Source organism: Nocardia paucivorans NBRC 100373 (assembly GCF_000308675.1).
Classification (GTDB): Bacteria; Actinomycetota; Actinomycetes; order Mycobacteriales; family Mycobacteriaceae; genus Nocardia; species Nocardia paucivorans.
Window position 1 is genome coordinate 66,514 of sequence record NZ_BAGE01000046.1, and the last position, 18,531, is coordinate 85,044.

At 66.5% G+C, this 18,531-nt stretch carries 15 protein-coding genes; 5 read left to right on the top strand and 10 right to left on the bottom strand.

From position 1 onward, the window contains the following. Positions 1-2: 2 nt before the first annotated feature. Positions 3-1,166, bottom strand: coding sequence for a DNA cytosine methyltransferase (locus ON32_RS16085; protein ID WP_245551088.1), 1,164 nt, complete (start codon positions 1,164-1,166; stop codon positions 3-5). Between the two features lie 124 nt (positions 1,167-1,290). Between ON32_RS16085 and ON32_RS16090 the strand changes: the two genes are divergently transcribed. Further along, entirely contained in the window at positions 1,291-3,420 is a 2,130-nt protein-coding gene (locus ON32_RS16090) for a putative bifunctional diguanylate cyclase/phosphodiesterase (RefSeq protein WP_051133320.1), read from the top strand. A 56-nt stretch (positions 3,421-3,476) separates the two neighbouring features. On the opposite strand, the gene ON32_RS16095 is transcribed toward ON32_RS16090, so the two are convergent. Both ON32_RS16095 and ON32_RS16100 read right to left on the bottom strand, forming a co-directional pair. Further along, positions 3,477-4,685: an alpha/beta hydrolase gene (locus ON32_RS16095; RefSeq protein ID WP_040791745.1), complete on the bottom strand. Its 1,209-nt coding sequence runs from the start codon at positions 4,683-4,685 to the stop codon at positions 3,477-3,479. 153 nt (positions 4,686-4,838) lie between these two features. Next, complete coding sequence (locus ON32_RS16100; RefSeq protein WP_040791746.1) at positions 4,839-5,969, bottom strand: LLM class flavin-dependent oxidoreductase; 1,131 nt, start codon at positions 5,967-5,969, stop codon at positions 4,839-4,841. Between the two features lie 184 nt (positions 5,970-6,153). Between ON32_RS16100 and ON32_RS16105 the strand changes: the two genes are divergently transcribed. From ON32_RS16105 to ON32_RS29625, 4 genes are all read left to right on the top strand, one after another. Then, a complete protein-coding gene (locus tag ON32_RS16105) occupies positions 6,154-7,035 on the top strand; it encodes a hypothetical protein (RefSeq protein WP_040791747.1) in 882 nt (293 codons plus the stop codon). A gap of 149 nt (positions 7,036-7,184) precedes the next feature. Next, positions 7,185-8,075 (top strand): CPBP family intramembrane glutamic endopeptidase, encoded by an 891-nt coding sequence (locus ON32_RS16110; RefSeq protein ID WP_040791748.1) that lies wholly within the window; start codon positions 7,185-7,187, stop codon positions 8,073-8,075. Continuing rightward, entirely contained in the window at positions 8,072-9,271 is a 1,200-nt protein-coding gene (locus tag ON32_RS29620) for a sensor histidine kinase (protein ID WP_040791749.1), read from the top strand. Before ON32_RS16110 ends, ON32_RS29620 begins: the two co-directional genes overlap by 4 nt. Then, positions 9,259-9,936 carry a response regulator transcription factor gene (locus tag ON32_RS29625; protein ID WP_373284311.1) on the top strand — a complete coding sequence of 226 codons (678 nt, stop codon included), beginning with the start codon at positions 9,259-9,261 and terminating at the stop codon, positions 9,934-9,936. Before ON32_RS29620 ends, ON32_RS29625 begins: the two co-directional genes overlap by 13 nt. Here ON32_RS29625 and ON32_RS27150 read toward each other — a convergent pair. From ON32_RS27150 to ON32_RS16155, 7 genes are all read right to left on the bottom strand, one after another. Next, positions 9,915-11,417 carry an Abi family protein gene (locus ON32_RS27150; protein WP_051133321.1) on the bottom strand — a complete coding sequence of 501 codons (1,503 nt, stop codon included), beginning with the start codon at positions 11,415-11,417 and terminating at the stop codon, positions 9,915-9,917. The two genes, ON32_RS29625 and ON32_RS27150, sit on opposite strands and share 22 nt — an antisense overlap. A 246-nt stretch (positions 11,418-11,663) precedes the next feature. Continuing rightward, a complete protein-coding gene (locus ON32_RS16130; protein WP_040791750.1) occupies positions 11,664-12,857 on the bottom strand; it encodes an acyl-CoA dehydrogenase family protein in 1,194 nt (397 codons plus the stop codon). A 29-nt stretch (positions 12,858-12,886) separates the two neighbouring features. Continuing rightward, positions 12,887-14,038 carry an acyl-CoA dehydrogenase family protein gene (locus ON32_RS16135; RefSeq protein WP_040791751.1) on the bottom strand — a complete coding sequence of 384 codons (1,152 nt, stop codon included), beginning with the start codon at positions 14,036-14,038 and terminating at the stop codon, positions 12,887-12,889. After that, on the bottom strand, positions 14,035-14,919 hold the full coding sequence (locus tag ON32_RS16140; RefSeq protein WP_040791752.1) for a 3-hydroxyacyl-CoA dehydrogenase family protein: 885 nt from the start codon (positions 14,917-14,919) through the stop codon (positions 14,035-14,037). The genes ON32_RS16135 and ON32_RS16140 overlap by 4 nt, the downstream gene beginning before the upstream one ends. Further along, positions 14,916-15,707 (bottom strand): enoyl-CoA hydratase/isomerase family protein, encoded by a 792-nt coding sequence (locus tag ON32_RS16145; protein WP_040791753.1) that lies wholly within the window; start codon positions 15,705-15,707, stop codon positions 14,916-14,918. Before ON32_RS16145 ends, ON32_RS16140 begins: the two co-directional genes overlap by 4 nt. After that, on the bottom strand, positions 15,704-16,903 hold the full coding sequence (pcaF, locus tag ON32_RS16150; RefSeq protein ID WP_040791754.1) for a 3-oxoadipyl-CoA thiolase: 1,200 nt from the start codon (positions 16,901-16,903) through the stop codon (positions 15,704-15,706). Before pcaF ends, ON32_RS16145 begins: the two co-directional genes overlap by 4 nt. Continuing rightward, on the bottom strand, positions 16,900-18,531 hold the full coding sequence (locus tag ON32_RS16155; RefSeq protein ID WP_040791755.1) for an AMP-binding protein: 1,632 nt from the start codon (positions 18,529-18,531) through the stop codon (positions 16,900-16,902). The genes pcaF and ON32_RS16155 overlap by 4 nt, the downstream gene beginning before the upstream one ends.

Consider the following 18,531-nt stretch of genomic DNA (forward strand, 5'->3'; position numbering starts at 1 on the left):
CGCTACCGTCCGCCGGCGCACAATCGGCAGGGCAGCGGCGCCGGTTCGCCGGCGGTACCGCGCAGATAGGATTCCAGATGCCGGGCAATCGCCTCGGCGAGCATGGGTGGCACCGCATTACCGATCTGGCGGGCGATCTCCACCTTGGTTCCGCACCAGCCGAACGAATCAGGGAAACTCTGTAGCCGCGCCGCTTCGAAATGGGTGATCGGCCGGTCCACACTGCGCGCGGGATCGTCACGATCCCATTGGGGATGCAGATACTGGCCTTTCTCGGGCTTGTAGAACTCGGTCCGGATCGTCAGCGACGGCATATCCCACCGCATTCGGCCCATGACGTCGGTGGTGCCGGTCTTCTTCTCCCGCCAGCACCGCGACAGCAGATGATCGGGCAGGTCGAAGCGACCGCCGCCCGGCGGAATATGCCGATAGCGCTGTAACGACAGCGCCGTCGGATTACGTCCGATATGCAGTTCCGGGGTTTTGAACACCCCGCGGATCCGTTCGCCGAACACCTCGGTCCACGAGTCGGGCAGTTGCCGGGTCGGCGGGATCTCCGGTAGGTCGGCCAACACGTCACGGGTGGTGTGCCATCCGGGTCCGGTCCCCGCGGCGCCGGGGCGGATATGCGTGGGTTCGGGCAGTGGGATCTCCCCGATACGAGAACCGATCACGATGGTGCGTTTACGCCGCTGCGGTACCCCGAAATCGGCTGCGAGCAGAAATCCCGCCGTGAGTCGGTAGTCCGCCAACAATCCGCCCGGTTCGGTCTCGGCCCGCAACAGGGCGAATTCGCTCGACGAGAAGAACCGGTCCACGTTCTCGATGACGAAAACCCGAGGACGCGCATGGCGGACGAAACGAATGTACTGCTTCCACAGCGCGTTTCGCGGATCGTCCACATTCTTCGAACCGAGGTTGGAAAACCCCTGACACGGTGGCCCGCCGATGATCACGTCGACGGCCGGGATCGCGGAATCGGCGATATCGGCGATATCCGCGTAGTGGGTGTGGGCCTCGCCGAAGTTGACCGCGTAGGTCGCCGCGGCCGCCCGGTCGAATTCCACCGCCATCACCGACTCGTAGCCCCCGGAAGCGGTGAAACCGGCGGTCATGCCGCCGCAACCCGCGAACAGGTCGATCACCGTCAACGATCGTGAGCTCACCCGGTCACCCTAGCGAACCCACGACCGCACCGGACCGAGTCGTCGGCGCGACACCACGACATCCCTCGGCGCACCCTGGAGATTAGGTCCCGGCCCGGCCGCAACGCCTCTACGATCGAACCCCATGGTGGGTCAGTCGGGATTGCAGCACGCCGATCTGGCCGGTCGCTGGATGGCCGCGCTCGGCGGTGGAGACCGCGTCCAGGGGTCGTCGGACCCCGACGAGATGCTGCATCTACTGACCGAGCTCGTCGGTGAACTCGACGCCGCGGTCCACGGTCACGCCACGGCGCATCGGGTGGCCGAGGTGGGGGCCCGACTGGCGCGCGAGTGTTCCGTCGACGACGAAACACTCGGCCGCAGCATCACCGTGCTGAGCGAGTACTTTCTCGGCTCGCGTCCCGACGATGAGGACCGGCTCGAGTTACTCGGCGCCTTCGCCACCGGCTACGTGCGCGCACTGCAAACCCGTCTGCTGAATCAGCAGGAAAGTATCCGCGATGCCGAGAGCACGGCCCGGCGGCGGGCCGAGGAACGGTTGCGGGCCACCGAGGCCCGAATGCGCGCGGTATTCGCTCAGGCCGGCATAGGCACCGGCCTGGTGGACACCTCCGGCAGACTGATCGAGGTCAACGACGCCTTCGCGCGCATGCTCGGCTACACCCCCGAGCAGATGTGTCGACTGCCGCTGAGCGCCCGGACACACCCGGCCGATCCGCCCGGTATCCGGAATCTGTACGAGAGCGTGAGCCGCGGCGAACGGGAGCACGCCCAACTGGAGAAGGCCTACCGCCATCGCGATGGCCACACCGTGTGGACCAATATCAATATTTCCCTCATCCGGGACGACAACGGAGCACCCCGCTACGTCCTGGCCCTGGTCGAGGACATCTCCGAACGCCGCGCTCTGCGCGAACGCCTCGACTACCGCGCCAACCACGACGAGCTCACCGGCCTGCCGAACCGCTCGTATTTCCTCGACGCCCTGGCCACCGCCTTCGCCGACCCGGAGGCCGCCTGCGGGCTGTGTTACCTGGATCTCGATCATTTCAAAACCGTCAACGACACCTTCGGACACGCGGTCGGCGATCAGGTGCTGGTGCAGGCCGCGACCCGGCTCGCCGACTGCACCACCGGGGATCAGACGGTCGCCCGGATGGGGGGCGACGAATTCGTCATCCTGGTACCGCACACCTGCGGAGAAGACCAGCTCGCGAAACTCGCCGACACCGTACTCGACGCGTTCGCCGAACCGTTCGACATCGATGGCACCCGGTTGAGTATCAGCGCCAGTATCGGGGTGATGGAACGCCGCCCGGAGCACACCAGCGCCGATCAACTGCTCAATGCCGCCGATACCAGCATGTATTGGGCGAAGACCGGGGGACGCGGCCGGTACGCGGTCTTCGATCCGGCCCGTGGCGAACTCGAACACACCCGCGCCGAGCTGACCGCGGCGCTGCCGCAGGCCTTGGATCGCGGCGAGTTCTTCCTCGATTATCAGCCGATCCTCGACCTCGCCACGGAACGCACCGTCGCGGTGGAGGCGCTGGTGCGCTGGCGTCATCCCGACCACGGTGTCCTGTCCCCGGCCTGTTTCGTCGAGCTCGCCGAGGACAACGGTCATATCGGCGCCCTCACCGAATTCGTGCTGGAGCAGGCCTGTCGCGATCACTCCGCGAACGGGTCCGCCGACGCTCCTCTGGTGAGCGTGAACATCTCCGCCACCGATATGGCCGAACACGGCTGGCTGGACCGGGTTCACGCCATTATCGCCGCCACCGGGATCGAACCCACCAATCTGCAGCTCGAGTTGACCGAGAGCGCTTTCATGGACACCGTCCGCCGCCCGGTGCGCGCCCTACACGAACTCGCCGACCGCGGGGTTCGTCTCGCACTCGACGATTTCGGCACCGGGTATTCGAATCTGGCGTATCTGAGCAGACTGCCGCTGCACACGATCAAACTCGCGGGCCCGTTCATCGATCACATCGGCACCCCCCGCTCGATCGGCGCCGCGGATCTGCTCATCCTGCGCAAGATCATCGAGCTCGCGCACGGCCTCGGGCTCACGGTCACCGCGGAATGCGTGGAGACCCGCGATCAGGCCGATCGACTGCGTGACCTCGGTTGCGATACCGCCCAGGGATGGTATTTCCACCGTCCGATGTCGATCGAGCGGCTCACCGATCTACTCGCCGAGGAGCAGGCGAAGAATGCCCGAACCCGAGCGACGTCCACGGCGAGGTCGTAGCCCGTCGCCGGTTTCCCGCCCCGGGCCCGGTTGCTCGTCCCCGCGAGCTCGATACCTCAGGTCACCAGATGTCCGTTGCCGGTGACGATAAGCCCTATGTTGTGCAACGATCGACTGTTGCTGTCGAAATAGGAGCCGTGAATATCCGGGTTCCAGCCCAGAGAGGTCCAGGGACCGCGCACCGTATCGGAACCGAATAGCGTGGCCTCGAACTTTCGGCTGTGGGGCGCGGTGTCCAGCTCGGGCATCAGTTTCACCGAATCATGCTCGGCAATGGTGGCGAACGCATGTTTTCCCATATCGGCCGGATCCACACCGACGAGCTTCAGGTCGGTGACATGTTCCGCGCCGGAACTGTATCCGCCGACGAAGACCAGTGCATCCGCGTCCAACGGCTCTCGGGCGGCATAACCGATATTGCCGGTTCCGGAGGAGTAGCCCAACGCCGTGTTGTACGAGGGCTCGCCCTCATGGGTAACTCGGAGACCGGCGTGGTAGGCACGCAAATCCGGTGCATCACGGCGAGCCGCGGGGATGAGCTCATCGATTCTGCCCGGTGACGACTGCCGATATCCCAGCCAGGTGGTGACCGCCGTTTCGGCTTTCGGATCGACCAGGAGTGCGGCTTTTCTTATCTGCTCGGAGCGTTCGGACGCGAATTGGATTCCGAATGGATTCTCACCGGCCCCGGCGGCATTGAGGACGACATTGTCGGCCCGGTCCGGATCGTCGATGGAGACCGCCACCCGGAAGTCCGGCTCCAACCTGGTCAGGTATCGGGGCGGTGTTCCCGGTGGTGATTCGAGTGCGAAACCGATGGTGCCGGTCTGTCTGAGCGCGAGGGCTCGCCGGTGTCCATCGGGGATCGAATGGGCCGCGTCGTACATTTTCTCGAGGTTGCGCAGGTTATAGCGGTGGCGGTCGACATGAGGAATACCGTTGCGATTTCCGATGAAAGGATCGGCTCGATAGAGAGCTTCCCTGTCGGTACGGGTGAGGCCGGACCACAACGCATGTAATCGGCGCGGATCGGAGGGCAGGATATCGCGGGCAACGTTCGCGGACGAGAATGTCTCGGACCGCACGAGGATCTGTCCGAATACATGGTCTTTCTCGGTGGATCCGGTTGCGAATCGGTCGATTTCCCGGCTCATCTCCCGGGTGGTGCCGCCGGCGTGGCCGCCGAAGCGACGAAGGCCACCGGCCAGCGTGTCGCGGATGCGGATCATATGGGCCTGCAGTATCCAGGAATGGAAGGTGCGCATTCTGCCTCCCTTCCGCGGTCGCTACGACAGCGCTATTGTCATGCCACCGATGAGGGTTTGCGTCCTGTTCGGATAGACCCTACGGCTCGCGCACCCGCCGAACGCTACCCACGGTCGTCCTCCGCCCGACGGTATACCGGCGGCCACTCGGCCCTAGCGTGCCTCCGACAGTCCCGTCCGGGCGGGTCGCACCCGGTGGTGGGGGGAGTCGGGTCCGGCGGCGACCAGTGATTCGTGGGTCGGCGGATCGCTGGGCACATGATCGGGGCGACGGAGTTCGAACTCCTTGCGCAGCACGGGAACCACTTCGCGGCCCAGCCGCTCGATCTGCTCCAGCACCACGTCCAGGGGCAACCCCGCGTGGTCGACGAGGAACAGTTGACGCTGGTAGTCGCCCGCATAGTCGGCGAAACCGAGGGTGCGTTCGATCACCTGTTCGGGTGTTCCGACGGTCAGCGGGGTCTGGGCGGTGAACTCCTCCAGTGATGGTCCGTGCCCGTATACCGGCGCATTGTCGAAGTAAGGCCGGAAGAACCGTTTCGCCTCCACCTCGGTATCGGCCATGAACACCTGCCCGCCGAGACCCACGATGGCCTGGTCCGCGGCGCCGTGGCCGTAGTATTCGAACCGCCGCCGGTACAGTCCGACCATCTGCTCGGTGTGTTCTTTGTTCCAGAAGATGTTGTTGTGGAAGAAACCATCGCCGTAGAAGGCGGCCTGTTCGGCGATTTCCGGTGAGCGGATCGAGCCGTGCCATACGAACGGCGGGGTGTCGTCCAGCGGGGCGGGGGTGGCGGTGAAGCCCTGTAGCGGGGTGCGGTACCGGCCCTGCCAGTCGATCTGCTTCTCCCGCCACAGCCGGCGCAGCAGATGGTAGTTCTCGATGGCCAGCGGAATGCCCTGGCGAATATCCTTGCCGAACCATGGATATACCGGTGCGGTGTTACCACGGCCGAGCATCAGATCCACCCGCCCGTCGGACAGGTGTTGCAGCATGGCGTAGTCCTCGGCGATCTTCACCGGATCGTTCGTGGTGATCAGGGTGGTCGCGGTCGACAGCCGGAGCCGCTCGGTGCGGGCCGCGATATGGCCGAGGAAGGTGGTCGGTGACGAGGGCACGAACGGCGGATTGTGGTGTTCGCCGGTGGCGAAGACATCCAGGCCGACCTCTTCGGCCTTCAAGGCGATCGCGACCATCGCCTTGATTCGTTCGGCCTCGCTCGGTGTGCGGCCGGTCGTGGGGTCGGTGGTGACGTCTCCGACGGAGAAGATTCCGAACTGCATATGTCCTCCTCGGCCGCTTCCGGCATTTAGTGGATATGTCAACCAGTGGAACGGTGGGCCCCGCCGGGGTATTCCGACCGCGTGGCGCAGTTAGGCCACCGCCGTCGTGAGACGAGGATTCGCCGATCGGTCGCCGTTATCATCGCAGGCGCCCCACCGCAGGACCGAAGTACAGGTAGCCCCGATGACAAGCCGGCCGGAAATCCCCGTTCCCGTGATACCCGAGACCGAGGTCCGGCCCGATGACACGGCACCCGCACGAGCACCGGAATCGTGGAGCTACTTTCCCCCGCCACGGGAGCTGCGCGGCAATCTGAACGGCTGGACCTACCTGGCCGTCTTCCTCGCCGCCGTACTCGTGACCATACTGTCGGCCCGGGCCATCGCAGCGCTGGACTCCGGCCAACCCCTACGCCCCTGGCTCTACACCGCGGTCGCCGTATGGGTGGTCTCGCTCCTGGTCATGCTGTCGGCATTCGCCGGCGGCCGCACCTGCCTCGAGCTCGAGAGCACCCGCTTCGAACACGATCGGGGCGGATTGGTGATCCGGCGTTCGCTCGCCTACGAGACCGCCGCGGTCCTCTTCCTCGGAAGCCTGGCCGCGGCCTGTGCGCTCTTCGGCATCGGCACCCATCGCGATTCCCTCACCTTGCCCCTGCATCCACCGATCCCCGCATGGGCCGCGCTCGCCGTGGCGGTCGCGGTATTCGCCTATCTGGTGGTGTATCTGGCGCGACCGCGGGCCCACCGCCTGGTTCTGCGACCCGGCCATATTGCGCTCCCGACGACCATCCGCCCCATGAAACTTCTCTCCTGGGCCGAGCTGAGCGATGTCACGGTCGTCTCGCGCACCAGTTGCCAGGGCACGGTCCGACTCGAAACCGCGTCCCGGAAACCGAAGCGGCCCCGTCGAGCTCATATTCGCGCGGAGAAATTATCGATCGGCTCGTCGGCCGCCTACTGGCTGATCCGCTTCTATCACCGACACCCCGAACTGCGCGAGGAACTGTCCGACGAACGGGCCCTCGAGCGGCTGCGCGTGTACGGGGTCGTCGAAGAACACTGAAAACCTTCTGCCGCAACCGGACACGATGCGCTCGGTGCCCTCGGGGTACCGACTCCGATCCCGATTCGGGGCGGGGGTAGCGCACGCGCTACCCCCGAACGGTCGTGCACATCACCGACATTCCGCGGCGATCGCCGTGTGATGGAGGTATGACAACAGCACCTTCCGACCTCGCCCCTCCCATTACCACCACCGCGATCCGGGCACGCGGGGGGCGGTGGTTTCTGCTGCTCGCCTTTGCCGGAGCGTGGATTCCGTGGGGACTGGCGGGAGCGGCCGGATACTCACTCGACGACCCGGTGGTCCAACTGCTGTCCGGCGGTGTGGTCGCGCCCGCACTCGCGGCAATCGTCGTTCGTCGGTGGATCACCCGCGAGGGGTTCGCCGATTCCGGCCTGCGACCGCGGATCGGCCGGACCCGGTCGTCGTACTCGATCGCGGCGCTGCTGCCCCTCGGCATCCTCGCCATCGCGCTCCTCCTCGCCGCCGCCCTCGGATGGTGGGATCCGCTGAACCGGGATTTCGGTTCCGACGACGCGCTGTTCCTCGCCATCGCCCTCGTGGTCCCCGTGGTGGCCGCCCCGCTGTTCTGGGGTGAGGAATTCGGCTGGACATCGTATCTGCGCGATCGGCTTCTGCCCGGCCGCCCCGTCGCCACCACTTTCGCAACGGGACTGATCTGGGGCGTGTGGCACTGGCCGCTGCCATGGGTGGGGTACCTCGGCTCCACCGGCACCGTGGTCGAGACGATCGTCGCCATGCTGTTGTGGCTGCCGCTGTCGATTCTGCTCGAGTTCGTCATCGGTTGGCTGTGGGTCCGTGGCGGTTCGGTGTGGCCGGCGGCCATCCTGCACAGCGGCAGCAATCTCGTGGTCGCCGCGGGGCTCGAACGGTTCGTGGACGGTCCCGACACCATGGCGACCGCCACTACGCTGCTGATGTGCGTCGCCTACCTACCCGTGGTGGCGTGGATCGTCGTGACCACGAGGCGTGACGGTTCACGCGGCTCCCACCCGACGACCGAAAGGACTCGCCGATGAACAGCGTGGCATCGGCCCTGCGATCCGGTCCGCGCTACCTCGTATCGCCTTGGCCGTGGCGTGCCGTGAGCTATGTGGTTCTCGGCGGGATTCTGTCGTCGATCACCGTCCTCGGCATCGTCCCCGTGCTGGTCCTCGGTCCGACCCGCCGCCTCCGGGCGGCACTGTGGGAGCCGCTGCTGCGTGTGCACTGCACCCGACTACGGCTGATCGACCCCGCCCTCGCCGATAGCGCCGATATCCGGGTGCGGGCGGCCGCCGACAATGGGCGTCTACCTTCGCTTCGGCAATTCGCCTATGTCGTCGGCACCGCCGTGTCCGGGGGTGTGGTGTTCGTCCTGGCGACACTCGCATGCGTCGTCGTGGCAATGTTGCTCGTGGCGCCATGGCTGGTCCGCGACGACTACTTCGATCTCGGACCCTGGATCGTAGACACCACATCGCAGGCATGGTTCGTCGCCGCCGGCGGCCTCCTCGCCGGTGCGGTGCTGCTTTTCGTGCTCGGCGGCTGGGCGGCCCTCGAGGCCGCAACCGCGCGGGTTCTGCTGGTTTCCGATACCGACCGGTGGCGGCAGGAAGCCGAACGAATCGAGAACTCCCGATCCGGCCTGCTCGAGGCGGAGGGTTTCGAACGGGAACTGCTCGAATCCGAACTGCACGACCGGGTCCAGCACCGGCTGGTCGCCCTGTCCATGAGCCTGGGCCTGGCCGAGGCGAAGGACACGGACGGTCCCACCGGCTGCCTCGCCGCAAACGCCCACCGGCAGGTCGACGAGACCTTGGCCGAACTGCGGGCCGTGCTGCGCGGGTTCTCCCCACGGGCCCTGGTCGACCGCGGCCTGGAACCGGCCCTGGTCGACCTCGCCGCCGATATGCCTCTGGAGGTGACCTTCGATATTCGGAGCGGGCGCCACCGACTGCCCCCCGCGGTCGAGCACATGTCCTATGTCCTCGTGGCCGAGGCACTCACCAATATCGCCCGACACTCCGATGCGTATCGGGTGGCCGTGCGCGGGGCGCGCACCGGATCGATGTGGATACTGAGCATCACCGACGACGGCCCCGGTGGCGCTCATATTTCGCCGGGCCACGGCCTCGACCGACTGACCCGTCGGGTCGCCGCGCTGGACGGTACGCTCACGCTGACCAGTCCCCCCGGCGGACCGACCACCCTGCGAATGGAGTGTCCGGTGTGATACCGCATCAGCGACCGCGGCGCATCGTGGTGGCCGAGGACAGCCCGCTACTGCTGGCCGGACTGGAAAGCGTACTCGCCTCGGCCGGTCACGAGGTGAGCGCAACCGTCACCGACGCACCCGGTCTCCTGCACGCCTGGGACGCCCACCGGCCGGATCTGGTCATCACCGACGTTCGAATGCCGCCCACCGAGACCGACGACGGGTTGCGCGCCGCGGCCGAACTCCGCCGGCGGCGAGCCGACCTTCCGATACTGGTCCTCTCCCAATACGTGTCCGTCGCCTATCTCGACGATCTCCTCGGTGACGACCCGACCCAGGGCGGAATGGGCTACCTGCTCAAGGACCGGGTGGGTCATGTCCGCTTCTTCCTCGACACCGTCGACCGGGTGGCCCGCGGCGAGACGATCGTCGACCCCGACGTGGTTCGGGCCCTGGTCAAATCCACCCGCAACCGCGCGCCCCTGGACGGTCTCACCCCACGGGAGCGTGAGGTCCTCGCCCTGGTCGCCGAGGGCCACACGAACTCCGGTATCGCCCAACGGCTCAACGTCTCCGAAGCCGCCGTGCGCAAACATATCGGCTCCATCTTCGCGAAACTTCCCCTGCGCGACGGCGACCGGCGAGTACAGGCGACCCTCATCTACCTGCGGTCACTGGGCTGATCATCGTCCTCGGCCCCGGCCTGCGGCGCCGAGGCGGCCCGGATGGCTCCGACCGGGATGGCCTGCAAGGCCGCCGCCCAGGTCAGTTCCCCGGCGAGCAGCAGATCCACGGGAACGGCGCCACGAAGACCGGCATTGGGACTCGTCCACCAGGCCGCGACCTGCCAGGGGTCGTCCTTCGCACCCAGTTTCCGGTTCACTTCCCGCACAATCGGATCTATCCGGTTGCGCGCGGTGTCCAACTGGAAATTCGGAAACCGAAACGATCTTCCCACCGGAAGCCCCAACAGTTCGGAGCGAAGCCGGTGATACCGCACGGCGCTGGTCCTGCGCCGAGGGGTCGGGCTCGGATCGATGACCGCGCCCACCTCGGACGCGCCCACGCATTCGAGCCGCAGCAGGATCTCGCGATATTCGGCGGGAAGCGGATCCGGCGGCGGCACATAGGATCGCGACCACAACGGTTGCTCCGCCCATCCGGGTGGGCAGCCGATCCGGCTTGCCGGCTGGTCGACGGCCGCCAGACCCGAGGTGATCAACTCTGCGGTTTCGAGTCGCCAGGTCGACCGGGGATCGAGCCGGGCGGTGAGGTAGGCCAGAATCGCGAGCGAGGCGTAGACCCTCGAGCGTGCGTGGGTGCCGGTGGCGTGCGCGAGATCAGGGAAACGGTCGAGCCGACCCACCTGATCGACCACATTCCTGTTCCACACTCGCAGATGATGGGCACAGGCATTGCGCAGGCTCGCGAGATTGGTGATCCATTTCGTCAGCGCCGCCCCGTCACCATCGCAATTGCCTTCGTACACACCGAGACTCGCGGCGATGAGGTTTTTGTGTTGCGGTTTCAAACCGGCGAGCAAGGTGGCCAAACTCCCGAACCCCAGTAGCTCGGTAACCACCCAAACCGGTAGGGGCATGCCGTATTTGGACCGGAAATGCTTGACGAAATCCTCCTTCGACCGGTCTTCCAGCCGTCGCACGTTCCGCAACCACTGTCCGTGCGGGCTCTCGAGCCAATGTGCCCGGGCGACAATCGGATTCTGCTCGTCGAATTCGGTGAAGCCGCGATCCAACAGCGCGGGGTCGAGATGGGCGAAGGCGTGGCCGGCGCCCAATGTGTAACCGAGTTGGACCCGCAATGCGACCTCAACCCGTTCGATGGCGTCGAGAATATGCAGTCGCAGCCGCCGATCGAACTCGTAGATCCCCACCACCCGCTCGAATGTGGTGCCCGGAACGAACCTGTCTCCCACCACCTTCCCCGGCCCGTGGGGGTTCGGTTCCAACGCCCGGAAGATGTACCAGTATCCGCTCAGCCGGTAGTAACCGACCCGGCCCAACACCTCGATCGCCGCCGCCTCGTCCTCGACGATCATTCCCCGCCCACGCAGCAGGGCGACCTGTTCGGACAGGGTTTTGAAGGGCTTCTCGTAGCTCGTGACGGAGCGCGCCCTGCGGGAGCCGGACATACGCTCACCCATCGGGTGGCACCTTTGATACGCTCTGCGCACACGGCCGACCGCCCACTCCCGCCCCAGGGAGGGACGGTCGGTTCTCCGTTTCGAACATCCCCTGCTTCGGTCCGTACCCACTCGGTCGACGCGGGCCTCGTCGAGGTCGACCAGACCCACCATGCGCTGTCGGATACGGTACTCCACCGTCGCCCGAGCCGGACGGAGCCCGTAGCGCGCTCCCGGGCCACTCCTCGGCCTATCGGACCGAGCGGATCAGCGGAATGCCGACAGATCGGTGAGCGCTTGGCCGATGATGAGCTGGTGCACCTCGCCGGTGCCCTCATAGGTGAGCACCGATTCCAGATTGTTCGCATGCCGAAGGATCGGGAACTCGAGGGTGATACCGGCGGCCCCGAGAATGGTGCGGCATTCGCGGGCGATGCCGATGGCCTCCCGAACATTGTTGAGTTTGCCCAGCGAGATCTGCTCCGGCCGCAGCCGGTGCTCGTCCTTGAGCCGGGCCAGGTGCAACGCGAGCAGCATGCCCTTGCCCAGTTCGACCGTCATATCCGCAAGCTTGGCCTGGGTGAGTTGATAGGCCGCGAGCGGTTTGTCGAAGATATCGCGCGCGCCGGCGTATTCGATCGCGGTTTCCAGACAGTCGCGGGCCGCACCGAGCGAACCGAACACGATGCCGAAGCGGGCCTCGTTCAGGCATGACAGCGGACCGCGCAGCCCGCGCACCTCCGGAAAAGCGGCCGATGCCGGTAGGCGCACATTGTCGAGAACCAGTTCGCTGGTGACCGAGGCCCGCAGCGAGAGCTTGCGCTTGATCTCGGGGGCGGAGAAACCGGGGGTGTCGGTCGGCACGACGAAGCCGCGGACACCTTTACCGTTTTCGCCCTCGTCGGTTTGCGCCCACACCACCGCGACATCGGCCACCGATCCGTTGGTGATCCACATCTTGTTGCCATTGAGGATCCAGTCGGCGTTCTCCCCGGAACCGTCCCGCCGGGCGCGGGTCCGCATCCCGCCGGGGTTGGAGCCGAAATCGGGCTCGGTCAGTCCGAAGCAGCCCAACGCCTCGCCCGCGGCCATCCGCGGCAGCCACTGTTGTTTCTGCTCCTCACTGCCCCATTTCCAGATCGCGAACATAGCCAGCGAGCCCTGCACCGAGACCAGTGAACGCAGACCGGAATCGCCCGCTTCCAACTCCATACACGCCAGACCGTAGGCGGTGGCGCTGGTGCCCGCGCATCCGTAGCCCTCCAGGTGCATACCGAGGACGCCGAGCGCGCCGAGTTCCTTCGCCAGTTCCCGGGCGGGAATCCGGCCGGCCTCGTACCACTCGGCGATATGCGGTTTGACGGATTTCTCGACATAGGCGCGCACGGTGTCACGGATATCGCGGTCCGCCTCGTCGACGAGGTGGTCCACCGAGAAGAGTTCGAGCGGGTTCTGTGCCATGGGATGTCCTTACCGGGAGATCGGGAAAGTCAGAGGAAGGCCGAGACGCCGGTCTCGGCTCGGCCGATGAGCAGTTTCTGGATTTGGCTGGTGCCCTCGTACAAGGTCATCACCCGAGCGTCTCGCATGTACTTCTGGACCGGGTACTCGTCGACATACCCGTACCCGCCGAAGGCCTGAATCGCGAGATTGGCGGCCTTGACGGCCTTCTCCGAGGCGAACAGTTTCGCCTTGGACGCCGCCACACCGAAGGGTAGGCCGCGTTCGATCAGATCGGCGGCCCGCCAGGTGAGCAACCGGGCCGCGTCACAGTCGGTGGAGATTTCGGCGATCATGTCCTGGATGAGTTGGAAGGAGGCCAGCGGACGACCGAACTGCCGACGCTGCACACTGTAGTCGACGACCGCCTCCAGACAGCCCTGGATGATGCCGGTGCATCCGGCGCCCACCGAGACCCGCCCCTTGTCCAGGGAGCGCATCGCGATCTTGAAGCCCTCACCCTCCGCGCCGATCAACGCGTCGGCCGGGACCCGGACATCGTCGAAGGCCAATTCGGCGGTGGCCTGACCGCGCAGACCGAGCTTGCCGTGGATCTCGGTGCGGGAGAACCCGGGGGTGTCGGTGGGTACCAGGAAGGCGGAGATTCCCTTCGCGCCGGGGCCGCCGGTGCGGGCGAAGACAACGCAGACATCGGCCCAGGTGCCATTGGTGATGAAGATCTTCCCGCCGTTGATCACCCAGTCCGAACCGTCCTTGACGGCACGTGTCTTGAGATTGGCGGGGTCGGAGCCGTTATCCGGTTCGGTGAGCCCGAAACAGCCGAGCACTGTCCCGCTCGCGATACCGGGCAACCACCGCTGCTTCTGCTCCTCGGTCCCGTGGTCCAGGACGATCTTGCCGAACAACCCCATCGAGACCGAGACGATGCCACGAACCGCGGAGTCGGCGCGGCCCAGCTCTTCCATCCCGATGCAGTAGGTGATGTAGTCGCCGCCCATCCCGCCGTATTCCTCGGGGATGGTGAGACCGAAGAAACCGAGTTCGCCGAGTTTGGGGACGAGCGCGGTGTCGACCGCTTCCCGCCGGTCCCACTCCGCACGGTGCGGAACCACCTCCTTGTCGAGGAAATCCCGCGCCATCTGCTGGAACGCACGCTGCTCGGGGGTGAGCGAGAAGTTCATCGAATTCCCTTCCCGACGCGGTTGCCCGCCTCGTCGTAGACGTAGAAACCACGGCCGGTCTTGCGGCCGAGGTTGCCCTGCTCCACAAGGGCGGTGACCGTCGCCGACGGTTTATCGGCCGGATCGCCGGTTTCGGCGAATCGGGCGAGTTTGGTGTAGTAGCCGATATCGATGCCGGTGAGATCCATCAGCTCGAACGGTCCCATCGGATACCCCAGCGCGGTGCGGGCCGCGGTATCGATCGCCTCGATATCGGCATAACCGCCCTCGTAGAGACGGATCGCCTCGTCGCGCACCGCGTTGAGAAGCCGATTGGCGACGAATCCCGGGATCTCCTTGTCCAGGACTATGGCGATCTTGCCGATCCGGTCGACGAACTCGAGCGCCGCCTCGACCGTCCGCGGGCTCGTCTGCGGGCCGCGCACCACCTCCACCGCCTTCATCACCAGCGCCGGATTGAAGAAGTGCAGGTTGAGGAAGCGATCGGGCCGGTTGGTGGCCGAAGCCATCGCCGATGGCACGAAACCGGAGGAGTTGCTGGCCAGGATGGTGGAGGCCGGGCACAGTGCGTCCAGTTCGGCGAACAACGCCCGCTTGACCTCGAGCCGCTCCACCACCGCCTCCACCACCAGATCGACCTCGGCCGTCGGTTCGGCGACGGGGGTGAGCCGCGCGAAGGCGTCGGCCACCTCGTCTGCAGCACGCCGCCCCTTGGCGACCTGGGCGTCCATTCGCTCCCCCAGGTGGGCCAGCGCCCGGCCCGGTGCGTCCGGGTCGAGGTCGTACAGCGTGACGTCGCAGCCGGCCAGGGCGGCAACCATCGCGATCTGCGACCCCATCGCCCCCGCGCCGGCGACGAGCACTTTCTCGATACGACTCACCGTGCCCTCCAATCGGGCGATCGTTTGGCCAGGAACGCCTCGGCGCCCTCGCGTTTGTCCTCCGTGGTGTAGAGCAACGCCTGGGCCAGGCGTTCGATCACCAGACCCGTGTGCCGGTCGGCGTCCATCCCCGAGCGCACGACCAGTTTCGCCAGTCGAACCGCCAGCGGTCCCTTGGCCAGGATGGTGCCGGCGATCTCCCGGGCCTTGGGCACCAGCTCCTCCGCCGGTACGACATGGCTCACCAGACCGAAGCCGTGCGCCTCCTCGGCGGTGACCATCCGACCGGTGAGGATGAGTTCGACCGCCCGTCCGACGCCGATGAGCCGCGCCAATCGTTGGGTGCCGCCGGCCCCGGGGAGCACCGACAGATTCGTCTCGGGCAACCCGAACCGCGCCGACTCCGCGGCGATGCGGATATCACAGGCCATGGCGAGTTCGCATCCACCACCGAGCGCATAGCCGTTGACGGCGGCGATGGTCGGTTTCTCGAACGCCTCCACCTCGTCGTAGAGCCGCTGCATGGTCGAGGCCAGACCGGTGTGCAGGTCGTAGTCCTTCAGTTGACCGATATCGGCGCCGGCGGCGAAGGCCTTCTCTCCCGCCCCGGTCACCACCACGACCCCGACGGAATCGTCGACGCGCAGCGCGGCGAGGGCATCGCGCAGGTCGGCCTGAACCTGCGCGTTGATCGCATTGCGGACCTCGGGGCGGTTGAGCGTCACGACCGCCACCCGATCCGTCACATCGACCAGCAGCGTCTCGTACCTGCCGGTGTATTCACTCATGGCGCCTCCAAAAGAACCGAGATCCCCTGACCGACACCGATGCACATCGTCACCACGGCCCGGTCCGCACCGCGCGACGACAGTTCCATCGCCGCGGTGAGTGCCAGCCGGGCACCGCTCGCGCCGAGCGGGTGACCGAGGGCGATCGCGCCGCCGTTGGGGTTGACATGCTCCGCGTCATCGGACAGACCGAGTTCCCGGGTGACCGCCAGCGCCTGTGCGGCGAAGGCCTCGTTGAGCTCGATCAGGTCGATATCACCGATGGTGAGTCCGAATCGGGACAGAAGTTTTCGGGTGGCGGGCACCGGCCCGATCCCCATGACGCGGGGCTCGACACCGGCGACCGCGGCCCCACCGACCCGAGCCAGGGGTTGTAGACCGTAGCGTTCGACCGCTGCCGCCGAAGCGAGTAGGACGACTCCGGCGCCGTCGTTGACGCCCGAGGAGTTTCCGGCGGTGATACTGCCGCCGGGCACGATCGGTTTCAACGCCGCCAGCGCCGCGAGGCTCGTGGTGCGAGGATGCTCGTCCCGCTCGACTACGGCCACATCACCACCGCGCCGCGGCACGGACACCGGCACGATCTCGCGAGCCAGGCGGCCGGAGTCGATCGCGGCCGCGGCCCGCTCCTGCGAGCGCAGGGCGAACGCGTCCTGATCCGCGCGGTCGATACCGCGCTCGGCGGCCAGGTTCTGCGCCGTCTCCGGCATGGCGTCGGTGCCGTGGACCGCGGCGAGCCGGGGATTGACGAAACGCCAACCGATGGTGGTGTCGTGAATCTCGGTCGTCCGCGACCACGCGGCGGATGCCTTGGGCAGTACGAACGGCGCGCGGGTCATCGACTCCACCCCACCGGCGAGCACGAGGTCGGCCTCCCCGGCCCGGATCATTCGGGCCCCCTGGGCGAGGGCGTCGAGCCCCGAACCGCACAGCCGGTTGACAGTGCCGCCGGGAACATCGACGGGCAGGCCGGCCAGGAGCACGGCCATCCGAGCGATATTGCGGTTGTCCTCGCCCGCCTGATTGGCGCATCCGAACAGGACGTCGTCGAGGGCGGCCCAATCGATGCCCGGGTGCCGCTCGACCATCGTCCGAATGGTGTGCGCCGCCAGATCATCGGGCCGGACGGCGGCCAGGGCGCCGCCGTAGCGTCCGAAAGGCGTACGCACCCCGTCGACCAGGTATGCCGTGGTCATTCTCCGGCCACCTGTTTGCGGAGCTGGAACTTCTGGATCTTCCCGCTCGGTGTCTTCGGCAGCTCGTCGAGCACCACCAGCCGTTCGGGCCAATACTGTTTGGCGACCCCTTTGTCCTGGAGAAAGGCCTGCATCTGCTCAAGCGTCAACGTCGCGACGCCGGGAACGAGCGTGACGCACGCGCAGGCCCGCTCCTGCAATCGTGGATCGGGGACCGCCACCACGGCGACGGACTCGATATCGGGGTGCTCGTAGAGCGCGTTCTCCACATAGGCGACCGGAATGTTCTCCCCACCCCGGATGATGACGTCCTTGAGGCGACCCGAAATGCTCAGATAGCCCTCGGCATCGATCCGGGCGAGATCACCGGTGTCGAACCATTCGCCGCCGCCGTCGTCGCTCGGGCGCATCTGTTCCCGGGCCAACTCCAACCGTTCGGCGTATCCGACGAACAGGAAGGGACCGCGCACCTGGAGCACCCCTTCCGCACCGCGCGGCCGTTCGACACCGGTCACCGGGTCGACCACGCGGATCTGCATACCGGGCCACGGATAACCGTCGGTGTCGATGATCTTGTCCTCGGGATCACCGGGGATACCGATGGTCACCAGACCTTCCTCGGTCTGTCCCCAACCGCCGACGACCACCAGGTTCGGCAGTTTCGCCTTGGCCTCCCGCACCATCGCGCGCGGGATCGGCGCACCCATACAGCAGAACCGCACCAGCGAGTCGGTGTCGTGCTCGGCGAGATTGTCGGCGGTGAGCAGATCGTGCAGGAACGGTGTGGCGGCCGAGGTGTAGGTGATGCGATGCCGTTCGACGAGTTCGACGAAAACCTTCGCATCCCACACGTCCTGGAGCACGCAGGTGGCGCCGTTGTGCACATTGAGCCGCGCGCCGTACAGGAAACCGGTGAGATGGGCCAGTGTCGAGGCCATGTGCAGCACGCTGTCGGGGGTGATGCCGAGCCGCTCCGGGAGTGGATCGTTGGCGGCGACCAGCGTGTTGTGGGTGTGCATGACGCCCTTGGGCTCCCCGGTGGTGCCGGAGGTGAAGATGAGCAGCGTCACGTCGTTGGGGTCGGGCCGCAGCGCGGCGAGCCTGGCCGCCTCCTCCGCGGTGGGCGGTGGCGTCGAGGCCAGCTCGTCCCAGAACGGTTCTCCGACGACAGCCATCTGCGGGGTGAAATCCCAATCGGCCCCCGCCCGGGCGAACATGGCCGGGTAGTCGAACCCACGGAACTGCTTCGGCACCACGATCAGAGCCGGTTTCGCCAACCCGACCATGAACCCGATCTCCCGCTCACGGTAGATCGGGATGAGCGGGTTGCTGATGGCGCCGATCCGGGTCGCGGCGTAATGGACGACGATCCATTCGATGCAGTTGGGCAACTGAAAACTGACCACGTCCCCGGGTTCGACACCGCGGGCGAGCAACCCGAGCGCGACCCGGTCGACCTCCTGCGCGAGTTGGCCGTAGGTGATCTGTCGGCGAGCGTCGACGAAGGCGATCTTGTCGGGACGGGCGGCGGCCTGCTCGTCCAGGAAGTCGGTGATGATCTTGTCTCGCCAGTAACCGCCGGCGGTCTCCCGGGCGATCCGCTCGGGGGTGAGGAGTGTTTCGAACAT

Coding starts and splice junctions, on each gene's coding strand:
- ON32_RS16155 (WP_040791755.1), bottom strand. CDS start 18,531: ATGTTCGAAACACTCCTCACCCCCGAGCGGATCGCCCGGGAGACCGCC.
- ON32_RS16145 (WP_040791753.1), bottom strand. CDS start 15,707: ATGAGTGAATACACCGGCAGGTACGAGACGCTGCTGGTCGATGTGACG.
- ON32_RS16110 (WP_040791748.1), top strand. CDS start 7,185: ATGACAACAGCACCTTCCGACCTCGCCCCTCCCATTACCACCACCGCG.
- ON32_RS16095 (WP_040791745.1), bottom strand. CDS start 4,685: ATGCGCACCTTCCATTCCTGGATACTGCAGGCCCATATGATCCGCATC.
- ON32_RS16090 (WP_051133320.1), top strand. CDS start 1,291: ATGGTGGGTCAGTCGGGATTGCAGCACGCCGATCTGGCCGGTCGCTGG.
- ON32_RS16105 (WP_040791747.1), top strand. CDS start 6,154: ATGACAAGCCGGCCGGAAATCCCCGTTCCCGTGATACCCGAGACCGAG.
- ON32_RS16135 (WP_040791751.1), bottom strand. CDS start 14,038: ATGAACTTCTCGCTCACCCCCGAGCAGCGTGCGTTCCAGCAGATGGCG.
- ON32_RS16130 (WP_040791750.1), bottom strand. CDS start 12,857: ATGGCACAGAACCCGCTCGAACTCTTCTCGGTGGACCACCTCGTCGAC.
- ON32_RS16100 (WP_040791746.1), bottom strand. CDS start 5,969: ATGCAGTTCGGAATCTTCTCCGTCGGAGACGTCACCACCGACCCCACG.
- pcaF (WP_040791754.1), bottom strand. CDS start 16,903: ATGACCACGGCATACCTGGTCGACGGGGTGCGTACGCCTTTCGGACGC.
- ON32_RS29620 (WP_040791749.1), top strand. CDS start 8,072: ATGAACAGCGTGGCATCGGCCCTGCGATCCGGTCCGCGCTACCTCGTA.
- ON32_RS27150 (WP_051133321.1), bottom strand. CDS start 11,417: ATGGGTGAGCGTATGTCCGGCTCCCGCAGGGCGCGCTCCGTCACGAGC.